The following is a 14957-nucleotide window of genomic DNA, read 5'->3' as shown; positions in this document are numbered from 1 at the left end:
ATTTCGCCTAATGCAAAAGCGCTTGATTCCATCAGTCCTTTTGCCAAGAAAGCAGGATGCAATGGCAGGTAATTTACTTGGCGGGATATGTCGTAGTGGTCGGGGGCCTTTTCCTGGGGTCCTTTCATTGGACGCTTGGACGGCGGACCACCAGGCATCCGCTGGGAGTGGATGTGAAGCTGAGACGGCAGCCGGGGGAGCATTTGCGACAGCAGATGAGCAAGTCTTTGGAGACTATTCTCTTTCACTTCCTTGTATTTCTGTTGCTGCTGCCTGCTCTGACTTTTGTAGGGGCTGTTCATCTAGTCGGCTATGTGCCTGCTCTGTTTCCAGTTTTAAGGTTGATGGTGATTCTTTTGGCTCCTGTCACCGCCCTGTTGCTTGGCATGTGGAGGCTTCACAAGAGCATGAGGAAGGTCATGCATCTCAAGCTCGGTCTGTTTGGCGAGCGGGTGGTGGCGGACCAATTGGAGGGGCTGAAGCAACAAGGGTATGAGGTGTTCCACGATGTGCCGTGCCAGGGCAGCAGCGGGCGATTTAACCTGGATCATGTAGTGGTGGGCCGTGGCGTAGTGGTGGTGATAGAAACCAAGACGAGGCGGAAACCTAAAGATGACAAAGAAGGCCACAAGGTGAGCTACAACGGCCAAGCGCTGTCGTGGCCAGGCGGCAAAACCAGCACAGGCGAGCTGGAGCAGGCCCAGCGCAATGCGGAATGGTTGCGCAAGGAACTGAAGAAGGAGGAGAAGGTGGATGCCGTGGTGCACCCGGTCCTGACTTTCCCCGGCTGGTATGTGAACGGTGGCCCAACGCTGGCTCCCGTGACTGTGGCAGCGCACAAAATGCTAGCGGTCACGATTGAAAAGCGCTTCCGGCCTTCCCTCACCGAGGCGGAGACTCACGCGGTGGTGAGGCACCTAAACCGGCTGTGCACGAATCTGGAGTATGCAGACGTGGAGTGAGGGAAAGGCGGAGGGGTTAAAGCTTGCGGCGGCTTTTCTATCTGCCCATGCTGGGGAAGTAAATGCTGGGAAATTCCATCCTGCCTGGCTTCTGGCCCTATATTGCCATCTTCTGGCTGTCACCGTTGATCTGGATCCTAGAGACGGCTGTTCTTCGGCTGCGTCACCGAAATGAGGTTTCAGGGGAACGTGGGTTGGCCGCCGTTTTTGTGGCCAATGTCGTTTCTGCGATCGTGGGTATGGCTTTGGCGGAATCGGGAATCCGGGGATTCGAAGACGTATCTGCGACCACTCGTGACTATCAACTCGTTGCCTGGGCCTGGGCCATGTCCTGCGTGACGGAGTATGCCGTCCTCCGATTGTTTGTTCCCAAGGTGAGAGTGGGGCGGCTGATTGTTACGTCCCTATGGATGAATGTCGTCAGCTACATCCCAGTAGTGATTTATGTGCGCTCCCTTTGAATGCCTCTAGTCCGCTGGGGAGGGTGAGGGACGGACGAGGTCATTCGTAGAGTGGGCTTGTCCGGCGGGGTGCGGCAGTTTGGCCCTGGGGGGACGTTGCCGGATTGCCCGCCTTTCTTTGAACGTGAAGGCGATGGTTGAGGGTGCGCGGCAGAAAAAGGGTGGCGTCAAAGAGAGGCGGGGAATTCTGCGAGGGAGTCCGGGAAGAGAATTTGGCGTTAGAGCGCAGAACAACCCCGCCCTACGGTCCGGAGGTCCGCCTGCGAAGATGCAACGGCTGCCGGGGAGGGTGAGGGACGAAGCTGGCCGTAGGGTGGGCTTGTCCGGCGGGGTGTGGCAGTTTGGCCCTTGGCGGGACGTCGCCGGATTGCCCGCCTGTCATTGAAGGTGGAGGCGATGGCCGAGGGTGCGCGGCAGAAAAAGGGTGGCGTCAAAGAGAGGCGGGGAATTCTGCGAGGGAGTCGAGGGTGAGAACTTGGCCAAAGGGCGCAGAACAACCCCGCCCTACGGTCCGGAGGTCCCCTGCGAAGATGCAACGGCTGCCGGGGAGGATGAGGGACGAAGCTGGCCGTAGGGCGGGCTTGTCCGGCGGGGTGTGGCAGTTTGGCCCCTAGGGGACGACGCCGGATTGCCCGCCTTTCTTTGAAGGTGGGGGAGGGGGACAAAGGAGCGCGGCAGAAAGAGGGCGGCGTCAAAGAGAGGCGGGGAATTCTGCGAGGGAGTACGGGGAGAGAACTTGGCCCTAGGGCGCAGAACAACCCCGCCCTACGGTCCAGAGGGGCGCTTTGTCCCCATCACTCCACCTCCACGACGGCGCCGTAGGCGGCGCAGAGGCTGCCGGGGAGGGTGAGGGAGACGGGCTGGGAGGTCTGGCGGGCGAGGGTGGCGGCAAGGACGAGTTGCAGGGCTCCGGCGGCTCCCATGGTCTCGCCAAGGATTTGGCGAGGGTGGAGTCGGGTGGTTTGGCCAGGAGTGGCGGCTTCGCCGCTTGGGTTTTCGATGCGGACAGGAGTGTCCGCGCTCATCTCGAGATGAGCGGCGGTTTCGGCGTGGTCGAGGAGGGGGATGCCGGAGAGGCCGGTGATGTGCTGGGCCTGGTTGTATTCGGGGCGGGTGGCCAGGGCCTGGAGGTGGGCGGCTTTGCCGGCCTCGTGGTGGTAGGCCAGGGCGGGGGTGTGGCGCAGGCGCAGCTGGTGTTTTCCCTCAGGGCCTGGAGTGAGGCTAAGGAGCAAAACCCCGGCACCTTCGGAGGCCTGAAGCTGCGGGTGGTAGTAGCTGGTGGCTTCGGCGCCTAGCCAGTCGCATTCCTCAGCGCCGATGACAAGGACGTGGTCCACCAGTCCCTGGGTGAGCCAGGTGTGGGCCAGGGCGATGGCTTCGATGATGGCGCTGGATTCGCCAATGAGGGTGGTGGCGGGGCCATCTACGCCCAGGTAAGCGGCGATGTGGGAGGCGGGGGCGTTATAAACGGTCTCGGGGAAGATCAGCGGGCTGGCCAGGGTGGGTGTTTCGATGACTTCGTGGTAAAATTTACCGCTGAACTGGACGCAGCCATTGAACATGAGCTGGACGATGCCGAGGCGACCAGGGGCGATGCCTTGGGCCTGGGGGTAGCCGGCTTGTTCCAGGGCCTCCAGCGCGGCGGCCATGCTGAATTTGGTGATGGGGCTGGCGCGGCGCAGGCGGGGAAATTTGGGCAGGCGATCCGCCGGGGCCGGAGGGGCTGGGCGGATGAGGCACTCCCACTCGCGGGTGCCGACGGTGCGCGGGCTTTCCTGGGTGGGTAGGGTGGCTTTTTCCGTGATGGCGGTGGCGAGTGCGGCGGTGCCCCAGCCGGCGGCAGAGACGGCCCCGGCCCCGAGAATGTGCAGGGGGCGATGCGGTGCTGGAGTGGCGGCGGCGCCAGAGGTGGGGGCATCCACGCCGGTGAAGACGAGGGTAGCATTGGTACCGCCAAAGCCGAAGCTGTTCGTGAGGGCGACCTTGACGGGGGCTTCACGGAAAGCGTGGACGAGGTCGAAACAGACGGCGGGGTCGGTTTCGCGGATGTTGAGGCTGCCGGGCATCCACTGGCCGCGCAGGGCCATGAGGCAGATGACGGCCTCGACCGCTCCGGCTCCGCCCAGGAGGTGGCCCATGGCGGATTTGGTGGAACTGAGGGCGATTTTGGCGGCGTCTTCTCCAGCCCAGGCTTTGACGGCGCTGGCTTCGGCCACGTCGTTGTAGGGGGTGCCGGTGCCGTGGGAATTGATGTAGCTGACCTGGCCAGGAGTGATGCCTGCCTGGGTGCAGGCCCCGGTCATGGTGCGGATGGCGGCTTTGCCCTCAGGATCTGGCTGGGTGAGGTGGTGGAGATCGGTCGCGGTGGTGTAGCCTGCGGCCACGGCGAAGGCTTCGGCCCCGCGTTCAGCCGCGGCGGCTTCGCTTTCCAGGAGGACGAGGGCGGCCCCTTCACCGAGGGCGAGCCCATCGCGAGCAGCATCAAAGGGGCGCGGGATGCCGCTGGGGGCGAGGGCGCGGAGGGTATCGAACCCCGCATAGACGAGCTCGGCCAGGGCATCGTACCCGCCGGCGAGGACGCGTTTCGCTTTACCCGTCTGGATCATGGCCATGGCATCGCCGATGGCATTAGCCCCGCTGGCGCAGGAATTGGAGACCAGGATCATGGGGCCATGCCAGTCATATTCCTGGGCGATGGCATTGAGCTGGCGCTGGGGCTGGTAAAACTCCAGGCGGGAGATCTGGCCCGGCTGCTTCACCGGGCTGCCTGCGGCGTGGCGGAAGTATTCCTGGCCGATGCCCATGGCCCCGGCGGAGGTGCCGATGATAATGGCATCCACGCCGTCCAGGCCGGGCATCTTCGCCATGGCCAAGGTCTCGCGCAAGGCCAGGAGGAGCATTTGCGTACCGCGATCCAGCAGGTGCTGGCGGCGCATGGGAGTTTTGAGAAAAAGCCGCTCTGTGGGCAGGTCCACATGGGCTGCGGTCTTGGCGATGCGCTGGCTGACATCGAACATCGTCACGGGGCGGAAGGCCGTGCGATTGGCACGAAAAGAAGCTTCATTTTCCAGCCAATCGAGGCCGAGGGGGGAGACAATGCCGGCTCCGGTGATAAGAATGCGCTGGGAAGAAACGTGGACCACTGGAAAAAGAAACGCTGATGACCGGGATATGGATTCCCAGGCTTGAACTCACGGTGGCTGGCTGGCACACTCCTGGCTCAACAACCGCGCCGTCTGGTTTAGCCGTGCGCGGCGGATAGTTCAAATGTTTGCTGAACGCTGGAAACAAATCCTGACTCGACAGGGCGCTGAAACCGCCCTGTGGCATCCTGGAGGTGCGTTGTCTTTTCATGCCCTGGAGGCGGCTGCGCTGGCGCTGGTGCCTCAGACTTGTGGCAGACTGGGGCGGTATTATTTAGCGCAGGGAGATGGACTGGACGTCACCGTGGCCCTGCTGGCTGGGTTTCTCACTGGCCGACCTGTGCAGGTGGTGGAAAAAGACCGCAGCCGCCGGGTGCCGACCTGCTGCGTGCCGCGAAACACAGCACTGGTGAAGCAGACCGTGGGCAGCTCAGGCCTGCGGCGCTGCCAGTTTTTCACCTGGGAACAGGTGGCGGCGGATGTGGATGGCCTCCACGCCGCGCTGGACCTAGGGACCTGTGCAGTGGCGCTGGCCCCGCTGAGTGTGGCGCATAGCTTTGGCCTGACGACGACGGTTTTACAGACACTGCTGCATGGCCTGCCCACACACTGGCTGCCCACACCCTTTCCCACGGGCATGGTGGACGCCCTGGCGATGCATGAGCGCGTCTTTCTCCCCGGTGTGCCGGCGATGTGGAAGGCCTGGCTGATGTCAGGGCTGGATCTTTCGCACGTGCGGTTGGCCGTTTCCGCAGGGTCTCCGCTGACTTTGGAACTGGAAGCGCGAGTGCGGGAGAGTTTTCACCTGAAGCTGCACAATCTCTATGGCACCAGCGAGACGGGGGCCATCAGCTACGATGCTAGCGAACTGCCACGAACGGAGGCGGGGGACCTGGGTACACTGCTGCCAGGGGTGCGGGCGACGGTGGAGCAGGGGCGGCTGCGGGTGGAAAGCCCTGCTGTGGGCCTGGGCTACGATACCGTACAGCCGGGCGAACTTTTTTCCCTGGGGCGTCATCGCACCTGGGACTGTGTGGCATTGAATGGAGATGCCCTTTCGTATGTGAGCTGTGAGGGGCCAGGCATCAATGTGGCGAGCCGAAAACTGAGCCCTGGGGCCATCGCAGAAAAAATCCGCGCAGCCACGGGCGCGCGCCACGTGCGAGTGCACGGGCAACCGAGCCGGGACCCTGAACGCGTGCAGGATGTGGTGGCATGCATCGGCGTGACGCCGGAGCAACTGACCTGTGAGTTTAAGTCCAAGGCCTGTGCGACCCTAGCTCCGTGGGAAGTTCCCCGGCACTGGCGGATCGAAAATCCCGGGTGCTCACCGGCAGGAGAAGACCCTGCCGGTGGCTTCAAAGGAGCCGCCGCCCGGCTAGCGTAACCTTTTTGACTCCCAGGGGCCTGTGAGGGCCCAGAGATTTCTAATAGGGGCTAGCGAGTGGAGCAGAGCGGGGATTAACCCGGTCTTCTCAAAGCGCACTCGCGTTCCCAAATACGTCCCTTTTTAGCGGTGGAGATGTATTGGGTCAGGGCGCTCTCCGCAGGCAGTGGCAGCACGCCATCTACCGCTAATACACCGGCTTTATCCAGAAGCGGCTGTGCTTCGGGAGTGTGGCCGATAACCTTAAGATGAGCAAAGGCATCGCCCACCCAATTCACGGCCACAGCCTGAGTGGCGAGATCCTGGGCCCCTGCTTCAGAGGCGAGAATTACGACCGCATCAAAGAAGATGGAGGGACCGCCCGAAATCGCAAAATCAGCTTCAAAGAGGGTACCCTCACTGTCCACAGCGCCGCCTACTTTGGGAGCGATGATGGCGACGACCGCTTTTTCCTTTTTGGCTCGTTGCTGCAAGGACATGAGGAGCGTGGAGTCGAACCCGTCGGTGATGAGCACCCCGATTTTCCGCCCCTGCAAAGTGACGGGTGCTTTGTGCACCAGGCTCAGGCTAGGGGAGGGCTTCAGATCACGCGGGGGAATGGCAGGAAGCATGGCCTCGGCCAATTCTTGAATGCCGAGCGCCTCAGAGACACCCGCATGCAGATCCGCATCAATGGTAGCCAGGTGACTGAGCATGCGTAGCCGGATGGCCTTGGTTTTTACTTTGGCCAATTCAAAGGCGAAAGCGCTGATGATGTGGTTTTGCTCGGGCGTGCTCATGGAGCGGAAAAAAAGACGGGCCTGGGAGTAATGATCTGCAAAGGTTTCGGATCGTTGGCGCAGTTTGGTTCCATCCAATTCTTCAGGGTGACTGATGAAACCGCGCGTGGGGTTCTCTCTCGGTGCGCCGCCATCGAAGCTGTTAGGCTCATAATTCACGCGGCCTTTCGGCACCTGCATTTGGCGTAGGCCATCGCGCTGAAAATTATGCATCGGACAGCGAGGGGCATTGACTGGAATCTGGTGGAAGTTAGGTCCGCCCAGTCTCGAAAGCTGAGTATCTTGGTAAGAGAACAGACGGCCTTGCAAAAGCGGGTCATTCGAGAACTCGATGCCAGGGACGATGTTTGAAGGTAGGAAAGCCACCTGCTCTGTCTCGGCGAAAAAGTTATCTGGGTTGCGGTTCAGCACCAGTTTGCCAACCATGCGCAGGGGGATGATTTCCTCAGGGATGAGTTTGGTGGGATCTAGGACATCGAAATCCAATCCAGCCGCCGTTTTTTCATCGAAGACTTGCAGCCCCAATTCCCACTCGGGGTAATCGCCTTTTTCAATTGCTTCCCAGAGATCGCGACGGTGGAAATCAGGATCGGCTCCATTGATTTTGACGGCCTCGTCCCAAAGAACGGAGGCCGTCCCGAGCTTGGGCCGCCAGTGGAATTTGACGAAGTGTGAGACGCCTTCGGCATTAACGAGGCGGAAGGTGTGGACGCCGAAGCCTTCGATCATGCGCAGGGAGCGTGGAATCGCGCGATCTGACATGGTCCACATGAGCATGTGCATCGTCTCTGGGCTCAGGGACACGAAGTCCCAGAAGTTGTCATGGGCGGAGGCCGCCTGAGGAAAGCCGCGATCTGGCTCCATCTTCACGGAGTGGACGAGGTCTGGAAACTTCATGGCGTCTTGAATGAAAAAGACGGGGATGTTATTGCCCACCAGATCATAGTTGCCTTCCGTGGTGTAAAACTTCACGGCAAAGCCACGGACATCACGCGGCATGTCGCCAGAGCCTGCGCCGCCGGCGACGGTGGAAAAGCGCACAAAGACCTCTGTCTTCACCTTGGGGTTTTGCAGGAAGGCTGCCTTGGTGATGTCTGCCAGGGATTCATAAACCTGGAAATAACCATGAGCGCCTGAACCGCGGGCATGAACGATGCGCTCGGGGATTCGCTCATGGTCAAAGTGGGTGATCTTTTCACGAAGCACAAAGTCTTCGATCAGCGTGGGGCCGCGCACTCCGGCTTTGAGAGAGTTTTGGTTATCCGAGATAGGCACCCCATGATTGGTGGTGAGGGTCTGCTTGAGATCAGCCGTTGTTTGATGAGTTTCGGCAGGCTCAGTGATCGCCGCGTTTTTTGCAGGCTTGGAAGAAGGGCGTGAAGGCATAAAGGTATCAGGCTACGGTTGGCTGGCTAGAGACGTCCTCTCACAGGCGTCATGATTCCCAGCGGCGTACCTTTCATCGTAGCCCGTGCATTTTTTGGCCGTTAGGGACATGCTCGCCTAACAAAAAACCTTTCGAAAAGAAAGGGCCAACTGAAATGGGTGTTGGAACTAATCCGTCATGGATTGTCCCTTTGCACTTCATCTGTCTGCCTCGTCATGGGGGCAAAGCAATGCCGTCTTGGGGCGGGAAAATCCATCTTTGGATCTTTTCCCGTCTTGTCCCCAAGACGGCATCGGCACTGAGTGGCGGCAGACTTAAATGAAGTCGTTGATCAGGTTTTCCAACATCTCTTGGCGGCCACTGCGTGTGGTGGGCTCACCTTTGCCCAGCGTGTAGGCTTCCAGTTCTTCCAGGGTAGCGGTGCCTGCCTCGATACGGGCTCCAATGCCGGAATCATAACTCTCGTAGCGAGTTTTCACGAAGTCATCCATGCGCCCATCTGTGATGATGGCATGGGCGATTTTCAGGCCACGGGCGAAGGCATCCATGCCACCGATGTGGGCGTGGAAGAGATCTTCCGGCTCAAAGGATTCACGGCGAGTTTTCGCGTCGAAGTTCAGGCCGCCCGTGGTGAAGCCGCCCATTTTCAGCACCTCGATCATGATCTGGGTGGTGAGGTAAATGTCCGTAGGGAACTGGTCGGTATCCCAACCGATGAGTTCATCGCCCGTGTTGGCATCCACAGAGCCGAGTGCGCCAGCCTCACGGGCCACGCGCATCTCATGCATCATGCTGTGCCCAGCCAGGGTGGCATGGTTGGTCTCCAGGTTCAGAGAAAGCTCGCCTAACAAACCATACTCACGCAGGAAATTCAGGCAGGCAGCGGCGTCGGAGTCATACTGGTGGGTGGAAGGCTCACGTGGTTTTGGCTCGATGTAGAAGGCGCCTTTGAAACCGATCTTCTTTTTGTAATCCACCGCCATGTGCAGGAGACGGGCCAGGTGATCCAGCTCGCGCTTCATGTTCGTATTCCACAGTGTGGCGTAACCTTCTCGCCCGCCCCAGAAGGTGTAACCTTCACCGCCCAGGCGGTGCGTGACATCAATCGCTTTTTTGATTTGGGCTGCGCCATAAGCAAAGACATCCGCGTAAGGGGAAGTGCCCGCGCCCTGATTGTATCGTGGGTGGGAGAACAGGCAGGCAGTGCCCCAGAGCAGCTTGCAGCCGGTCTGCTTCTGCGCCTTTTCCAGTTCATCAGCCACGGCATCGAAGGCGGCATTGGATTTGGCCAGATCATTCAACTCAGGCGCGACGTCGCGATCATGAAAGCAGTAGTACTCAATGCCGGTCTTCTGCATGAATTCGAACATGGCCCAGACGCGCTTTTGAGCATTGGCGACGGAGTCCGTGCCATCATCCCAGGGGCGCTGGGCGGTGGCCCCACCAAAGGGATCTGAAAGGCCGTTGCGCATGGTGTGCCAGTAGGCACAGGCAAAACGCAGATGCTCCTTCATGGACTTACCGCCCACGAGTTCTGCTGCGTCGTAATGCTTGAAGGCAAGCGGGTTGCGGGACTTCGGGCCTTCGAAGGCAATGCGGGGGATGTTCGGGAAAAATTCGCCGTGGTTCATGGGCGGCGATGCTGGTGCATGGTGCTGTGGCGACAACTGCAAAGCGAGGGCGCGTGCCACTTCGTGGCCAAAACCACATAAAGTACGGCCTGTGTAGCCGAAAGTCAGTCGTCTGCTGTCTGGGAACCGCGTTGGCGGTGATCCTTACGGTAGCGGGAGGGGGTGCTTCCCATGTGATGCCGGAAGTGCAGGGTCAGCGCGCTTTGATCACAAAAGCCCGCATGCTGGGCGATCTCGCGGATATCGCGGTCACTCCGGCGCAGCTCCTGGCAGGCAGCCTGGATGCGGGTCTTGATGAGGAAATCCCGAGGGCTGCTTTGGAAGACCTGTTGGAAGAGGCGATTGAACTGCCGAACCGAAAGCCCTGCCAGCGCGGCTAAGTCAGTGATAGCAATGGATTCGCGGAAGTGCTCGCGGATGTGGTTCACGGCCCGGTCGAGCTGGAAGTAGGGCGTTTTTACAGCATGCGCAGCCGCATAGTTTTCAATGATGCCCATGATGCCGATGATGCTTCCCTGGGCGCAACGCATGGGCAGTTTGTTGGTGAAAAACCAATCTGGCAGCCCCTGTTGATTGAAGAAAGGCTCCACGATGCGTCTGCGGGCTTCACCGCTGGCGAGAATGGCTTCATCATCCGCCCGGTAGTTGCGGGCGAGCTGAAGGGGGAAGATGTCAAAATCCGTTTTGCCGATCAACTCTTCTTCGGACTGGAAACCAAAGCGTCGCCAGAAACGCCGATTGGCCGCCACGAACTGGAAATCACGGTTTTTAGCAAAGAAGGACACACCCGGCAATTCATCGAACAACTGGCCGAAATGGCTGCCGCCGCCTGCTACAGTGAGAAAAGAGGTGAGAATCTGAGAGCTGGTGGCCATAGCGTGGCCTGTTTAGCATAAATGAGTAATCCTGTTAATGACCTTTTCCTGAAAAGGGAAAGCGAAAGAGCCCTCACAGTCTCTATCTGCATTGAGTTTCATCTTGTGATGAAACGATGAAACGGTAGTTTACTGCATGACCACGGTACTTTCCGCCAACGGGCTGATTGAGATCCCTGAGCAATTTCGTAAAACGGATGCCTTGAAGGGGGGGCAGCCTTTTAGCATCGAGCGTGTTGGGCAGGGTGAATATCATGTGATTGTCATGCCCCAAGCTTCCAGGCCAAAACCTCGGTTGATTGATGTTCTACGTAGTTGTCCCGTTAAGGACTGGTGGGTGGAGCCGGATCGCTCGGAACGCACTTCCCTAGAACCTTCGAAGCTCTTTGAGGAATGACCTATCTAGCGGATGCTAATCTCATTTGCGAACCCACAAAGTTACGAGCTTCGGAAAAGGCTTGCCATTGGTTGGAGGAACATGACGCAGAGATCGTGATTGATGCCGTGGTATTAGCAGAGATTTGCGATGGCATCGCTGCATTGCCTGAAGGGCGTAAAAAGCGTGATCTTGAGCAATGGTTTGAGCGGCTGCGTGGTTCTGTGACCTGCTTGCCATGGTCCGATGAAACAGCAATAGTCTGGGCAGGACTGCATCAGGACATCCGCCGTAGCGGTTTCACGGTTGGGATCAAAGATACGATGATTGCTGCTTCTGCAAAGCTCCATGGCCTGACCGTGGCTACTCGCAATATCAATGACTTTGCTCGCTGTGGGGTAACAGTGCTGAATCCCTTTGATTGAGGCTACTCAGTGTTAAAAAGAAAGCGCCCTGGACAAAAGCCAGAGCGCTTTGAGTCCCACGTTGTGCCGTCCGGTCTGAGGACCTCGTATCCCAAGGGCGACGAGGTGGGAATCCATGAACAAGGGCGCTGTCTTCCAGTGAAGGCATGACAAGACATCCCAGGTCACGCGACTCCCGGTGTCATAAAAACGGGCCGGGTCACTAACAGCCCGATGACGAACACTGCAGGAAAGTGATGGAAGAAAAGAGGCCGTCTTTTCCCCCAGGGAAAGGCATTTCAAAGAGCAAGAAAGCACGCAGGCTTCCGAATTGAAGACAGACTAAGCATAGACAGGGCCAGGTCTGCATTCAAGACAGATGTCAGATGACTTCCGCCTTAAAATGTTCACTCAAAAAAGGCGGCTGGCTAAAGTTCCGACATCGCTGCATTTTGCTTGATGTTTGAATCGCGTGAATCGCCCCTCGCTCCCCGTCATGTCTTTGCTTGGCGGATGTTTTGGTTCTTCCTCATGGCGCAGGTGTTGGCTGGGACGGCTTTGATGATCGGTATCCTGGGTTACCGTTACATCGCCGACATGAGCTGGGTGGACAGTTTATTGAATGCCTCCATGATCCTCGGCGGCATGGGGCCCATGGGAGAACTGAAGAGCGATGCCGCTAAGATCTTTGCCAGTGCGTATGCTCTATTCAGTGGGCTAGTGTTTATCTCGGTGATGGGCATTGTGCTGGCCCCAGCAGCGCACCGTGCGCTGCACCTGTTCCACCTCGACGAAGACGATTCTAAAATCTTATGAGTACTCCTGAACGTGTGGTGATCCTCGGTGCCAGTGATAAACCTGACCGCTATGCGCACAAGGCCATGACGGCCCTGCTGCAGCACGGTCATGAGGTGGTGCTGGTGCATCCTCGACTTAAAGAAATCGAAGGTCGTCCTGTGCTGGGAGATATGGGCGCGGTGACGGGCGCGGTGGATACCGTGACCATGTATGTCGGACCGGCCATCTCAGCGGGCTTAGCGGATAAGCTCGTGGCGCTCAAGCCGAAGCGCGTCATCTTCAATCCGGGTTCCGAAAATCCCGATCTACAAGACAAGCTCCAGGCCGCAGGCATTCGACCTGAGGAAGCCTGCACGCTGGTGCTGCTGGCGACAGGTCAGTATTAACCTAACCGAGAGTTTTTCCAAAAAAGCGCAGGCTGTCCGCCAAGTGCTCGTTCCAATACTCCCAGGTATGGCCACCCGGGAATTCTTCATACACGTGTGCGATGTTGGCCTCGCCTAACTGATGATGCAGCGTGCGATTGTGCTCAATTAAGAGGTCTTCTTGGCCGCAGTCAAAGCGCAGCGGAGGCAGGCGAGAAGCATTTTGTTTGAGACACTCGATGACGGGCATGGGGGCTTCTTCTGTGAGCTGAAACTGCTCGGTGGTTTCTTCAACGAACCCCTGCATGTGAGCAATGTCCGTGCAACTGCTGTGGGCGCTGATGGCAGCGAATTTCTCGGGGTGCAGCGCTCCGAGGCGAAGCGCGCCGTAGCCGCCCATGGATAGACCGGCGATGAAATGCGAAGCGTGCGCGACCCGCGGATCCACGAGAGTGGCAGCAGCAGGCACCTCCTCGATGATCCAGCGATGGTAGTCTGCCTCGGCATGGCGCGCATAGGCGCTGCCGTCCCCCCAGAGGCCATCGGAGGGCATCGCTAGCATCATGGGCGGCAGTTCTTCTTCCGCCATGAGGCGATCTAGCACACGATGTGCCCCACCTTTGAAAAGCCAGGCCCAGTGACTGCCATAGACCCCATGCAGCAGGGTGACGAGCGGTAGCGGTCCCTGGGGGGCGGATGGCGGCACATAAAGGCTGAGATCTACCCGGCGCTTCAGCGCGGCTGATTTGACCGTGACGAAAGAGATGCCCTTCGGGGCAAACTCTGGAAAAGAGATCTCAAGGGTACGAAATGGCATGCGGGTGATGGGCATTAAACACATGGCCAACAGTCCGGCAATGCCGGGCAACGTGTGGTTCCAAAAAGAGACCAGGCAAAAGAAACCTTCATGGGGACGTACATTGAAGGACATCACTCACCCAGCTACTTATGAAGTCATTGCCCACCACCAGCCGTCGGTCCTTTCTATCTCAATCCCTCCAGGCTGGTGCCGTGCTCGCCGCAGCGCCCTGGGGGGCAAGCGCAGCCGCTCCGAGTGTCACCGTTTTGGAAACCAAGGTTATCACCCGGCAGCCGCAGTTTTACCATGGTTGGCCGACGGTCGTTCGTCGTCAGAACGGAGAGCTCTGGGTGGTCTGCTCCGGTGGGCGAGAGGAGCATGTCTGCCCTTTTGGCCAAGTGGTGGCTATGAGTTCTCGCGACGAGGGTGCCTCCTGGACCCGCGCCCGCGTGTTGCATGATGGGCCCATGGATGATCGCGATGCGGGAGTCCTGGAGACGGCCAAAGGTTCCTTGATTGCCACCACCTTCACCTCTCTGGCCTATGAGCCTTACCTGGAAAAACAGAGCAAGTTTGCTGAGCTAGGCCCTAAAGGCTGGAGCACCACTAAGATGCCGGAGGGTGAATACGCCATGTGGAAGGCCACGCAGGATTTCCTGACACCCGAGCAACGCAAAGCCGCATTGGGTGAATGGGCGCTGCGTTCTACCGATGGCGGCATCTCCTGGTCTGCACCCATCCCCACGGTCGTCAATAGCCCACACGGACCCATCCAGCTCAAAGATGGCCGCCTGCTCTACCCTGGCAAACAACTGTGGACGGGAGAGAAGAAGATCGGTGTGGCGGAATCCAAGGATGATGGTCTCACCTGGCAGTGGCTGGCGGAAATACCCACCCGGAAAGGCGACTCCGCCGTGCAGGACTACCATGAACTGCATGGCGTGGAGGCGGCTGATGGCACCCTCATCGTGCAGATTCGAAATCACAGTGCCACGAACAAAGGGGAGACGCTGCAGACGGAGTCCAAGGATGGCGGCCAGACCTGGAGCGAGCCTCACTCAATCGGTGTTTGGGGCCTGCCTTCCCACCTCCTGCGCCTGCGCGATGGCGGCCTTCTGATGACCTACGGCCACCGCCGCGAGCCCTTCGGCAACCAAGCTCGTTTAAGTCGCGATAACGGCCAGACTTGGGGTGAAGCCATGGTCATCTCAGGCGATGGCATCGGAGGTGACTTAGGCTATCCCAGCACTGTGGAACTGGCCGATGGCAGCTTCCTCAGCGTGTGGTATGAAAAGATGCAGGAGCCGAAGCACGCGGTGCTGCGCATGGCGAAGTGGAAGGTGGGGTGAATCTCGCAGTTGAGAGATTCCAGATTTGAGATTATTTATATTAAATGACGGTGGAAGCACTTGAAAACCGGATGGAGCAACTTGAACAGCAAGTTGCCCAACTTACTGTGCAGTTGTTACGCTTGAATCCTCAGAAAAAAGATTGGAAGCGCACGGTGGGTAAATTTCAGGATAACCCGGTTTCTCGCGAAGCTGATAAGCTGGGTGAAGATTATCGTCGTTCCATGCGGGATAACTGATC

The 14957-nt window shown here is 58.8% G+C and carries 14 protein-coding genes; 9 read left to right on the top strand and 5 right to left on the bottom strand.

The genetic code is table 11. From position 1 onward, the window contains the following. The first annotated feature begins 215 nt into the window (after positions 1 to 215). Together HNQ64_RS22085 and HNQ64_RS22080 are read left to right on the top strand one after the other, a co-directional pair. Positions 216 to 962, top strand: a complete 747-nt coding sequence (locus tag HNQ64_RS22085; protein ID WP_184212820.1) for a nuclease-related domain-containing protein — start codon at positions 216 to 218, stop codon at positions 960 to 962. A 62-nt stretch (positions 963 to 1024) separates the two neighbouring features. Beyond that, entirely contained in the window at positions 1025 to 1423 is a 399-nt protein-coding gene (locus tag HNQ64_RS22080; protein ID WP_184212819.1) for a hypothetical protein, read from the top strand. Between the two features lie 794 nt (positions 1424 to 2217). Here HNQ64_RS22080 and HNQ64_RS24410 read toward each other — a convergent pair. Next, entirely contained in the window at positions 2218 to 4566 is a 2349-nt protein-coding gene (locus HNQ64_RS24410; RefSeq protein WP_184212818.1) for a beta-ketoacyl synthase N-terminal-like domain-containing protein, read from the bottom strand. A 124-nt stretch (positions 4567 to 4690) separates the two neighbouring features. On the opposite strand from HNQ64_RS24410, the gene HNQ64_RS22070 reads away from it, so the two are divergent. After that, positions 4691 to 5953, top strand: a complete 1263-nt coding sequence (locus HNQ64_RS22070) for an AMP-binding protein (protein WP_184212817.1) — start codon at positions 4691 to 4693, stop codon at positions 5951 to 5953. Between the two features lie 74 nt (positions 5954 to 6027). Here HNQ64_RS22070 and HNQ64_RS22065 read toward each other — a convergent pair whose 3' ends face one another. The 3 genes from HNQ64_RS22065 to HNQ64_RS22055 all read right to left on the bottom strand — a co-directional run bounded on the left by HNQ64_RS22065 (position 6028) and on the right by HNQ64_RS22055 (position 10625). Further along, a complete protein-coding gene (locus tag HNQ64_RS22065; RefSeq protein WP_184212816.1) occupies positions 6028 to 8118 on the bottom strand; it encodes a catalase in 2091 nt (696 codons plus the stop codon). A 315-nt stretch (positions 8119 to 8433) separates the two neighbouring features. After that, positions 8434 to 9750: a xylose isomerase gene (xylA, locus tag HNQ64_RS22060; RefSeq protein ID WP_184212868.1), complete on the bottom strand. Its 1317-nt coding sequence runs from the start codon at positions 9748 to 9750 to the stop codon at positions 8434 to 8436. A 104-nt stretch (positions 9751 to 9854) separates the two neighbouring features. After that, a complete protein-coding gene (locus HNQ64_RS22055; protein ID WP_184212815.1) occupies positions 9855 to 10625 on the bottom strand; it encodes an AraC family transcriptional regulator in 771 nt (256 codons plus the stop codon). A 136-nt stretch (positions 10626 to 10761) separates the two neighbouring features. Here HNQ64_RS22055 and HNQ64_RS22050 point away from each other — a divergent pair, with 136 nt between their 5' ends. The 4 genes from HNQ64_RS22050 (at position 10762) to HNQ64_RS22035 (ending at position 12589) form a co-directional block, all read left to right on the top strand. Next, positions 10762 to 11022: a hypothetical protein gene (locus HNQ64_RS22050; protein ID WP_184212814.1), complete on the top strand. Its 261-nt coding sequence runs from the start codon at positions 10762 to 10764 to the stop codon at positions 11020 to 11022. Further along, positions 11019 to 11426, top strand: a complete 408-nt coding sequence (locus HNQ64_RS22045; RefSeq protein WP_184212813.1) for a PIN domain-containing protein — start codon at positions 11019 to 11021, stop codon at positions 11424 to 11426. Before HNQ64_RS22050 ends, HNQ64_RS22045 begins: the two co-directional genes overlap by 4 nt. A 438-nt stretch (positions 11427 to 11864) precedes the next feature. Then, the gene (locus HNQ64_RS22040) at positions 11865 to 12221 is read left to right on the top strand and encodes a hypothetical protein (RefSeq protein ID WP_184212812.1); all 357 of its coding nucleotides are present in this window, start codon (positions 11865 to 11867) and stop codon (positions 12219 to 12221) included. Continuing rightward, positions 12218 to 12589: a CoA-binding protein gene (locus tag HNQ64_RS22035; protein WP_184212811.1), complete on the top strand. Its 372-nt coding sequence runs from the start codon at positions 12218 to 12220 to the stop codon at positions 12587 to 12589. Before HNQ64_RS22040 ends, HNQ64_RS22035 begins: the two co-directional genes overlap by 4 nt. 1 nt (position 12590) lies before the next feature. On the opposite strand, the gene HNQ64_RS22030 is transcribed toward HNQ64_RS22035, so the two are convergent. Continuing rightward, complete coding sequence (locus HNQ64_RS22030; RefSeq protein ID WP_184212810.1) at positions 12591 to 13385, bottom strand: alpha/beta hydrolase; 795 nt, start codon at positions 13383 to 13385, stop codon at positions 12591 to 12593. A gap of 131 nt (positions 13386 to 13516) precedes the next feature. Between HNQ64_RS22030 and HNQ64_RS22025 the strand changes: the two genes are divergently transcribed. After that, positions 13517 to 14716, top strand: a complete 1200-nt coding sequence (locus HNQ64_RS22025) for a sialidase family protein (protein ID WP_184212809.1) — start codon at positions 13517 to 13519, stop codon at positions 14714 to 14716. Positions 14717 to 14760: 44 nt separating this feature from the next. After that, positions 14761 to 14955 carry a hypothetical protein gene (locus HNQ64_RS22020; RefSeq protein WP_184212808.1) on the top strand — a complete coding sequence of 65 codons (195 nt, stop codon included), beginning with the start codon at positions 14761 to 14763 and terminating at the stop codon, positions 14953 to 14955. The last annotated feature ends 2 nt before the right edge of the window (positions 14956 to 14957 follow it).

Origin of the sequence: Prosthecobacter dejongeii (genome assembly GCF_014203045.1) — a bacterium.
Taxonomy (GTDB): Bacteria; Verrucomicrobiota; Verrucomicrobiia; order Verrucomicrobiales; family Verrucomicrobiaceae; genus Prosthecobacter; species Prosthecobacter dejongeii.
The sequence above is the reverse complement of the archived record's forward strand: the minus strand, read 5'-3'. Positions and strand labels throughout refer to the sequence as shown.

Excerpts from the sequence above, each read along its gene's own strand:
- HNQ64_RS22035 (WP_184212811.1), top strand. The coding sequence starts at position 12,218 with ATGAGTACTCCTGAACGTGTGGTGATCCTCGGTGCCAGTGATAAACCT.
- HNQ64_RS22045 (WP_184212813.1), top strand. The coding sequence starts at position 11,019 with ATGACCTATCTAGCGGATGCTAATCTCATTTGCGAACCCACAAAGTTA.
- HNQ64_RS22070 (WP_184212817.1), top strand. The coding sequence starts at position 4,691 with ATGTTTGCTGAACGCTGGAAACAAATCCTGACTCGACAGGGCGCTGAA.
- HNQ64_RS22065 (WP_184212816.1), bottom strand. The coding sequence starts at position 8,118 with ATGCCTTCACGCCCTTCTTCCAAGCCTGCAAAAAACGCGGCGATCACT.
- xylA (WP_184212868.1), bottom strand. The coding sequence starts at position 9,750 with ATGAACCACGGCGAATTTTTCCCGAACATCCCCCGCATTGCCTTCGAA.
- HNQ64_RS22030 (WP_184212810.1), bottom strand. The coding sequence starts at position 13,385 with ATGCCATTTCGTACCCTTGAGATCTCTTTTCCAGAGTTTGCCCCGAAG.
- HNQ64_RS22040 (WP_184212812.1), top strand. The coding sequence starts at position 11,865 with ATGTTTGAATCGCGTGAATCGCCCCTCGCTCCCCGTCATGTCTTTGCT.
- HNQ64_RS22080 (WP_184212819.1), top strand. The coding sequence starts at position 1,025 with ATGCTGGGAAATTCCATCCTGCCTGGCTTCTGGCCCTATATTGCCATC.
- HNQ64_RS22055 (WP_184212815.1), bottom strand. The coding sequence starts at position 10,625 with ATGGCCACCAGCTCTCAGATTCTCACCTCTTTTCTCACTGTAGCAGGC.
- HNQ64_RS22085 (WP_184212820.1), top strand. The coding sequence starts at position 216 with ATGAGCAAGTCTTTGGAGACTATTCTCTTTCACTTCCTTGTATTTCTG.
- HNQ64_RS22050 (WP_184212814.1), top strand. The coding sequence starts at position 10,762 with ATGACCACGGTACTTTCCGCCAACGGGCTGATTGAGATCCCTGAGCAA.
- HNQ64_RS22025 (WP_184212809.1), top strand. The coding sequence starts at position 13,517 with ATGAAGTCATTGCCCACCACCAGCCGTCGGTCCTTTCTATCTCAATCC.
- HNQ64_RS22020 (WP_184212808.1), top strand. The coding sequence starts at position 14,761 with ATGACGGTGGAAGCACTTGAAAACCGGATGGAGCAACTTGAACAGCAA.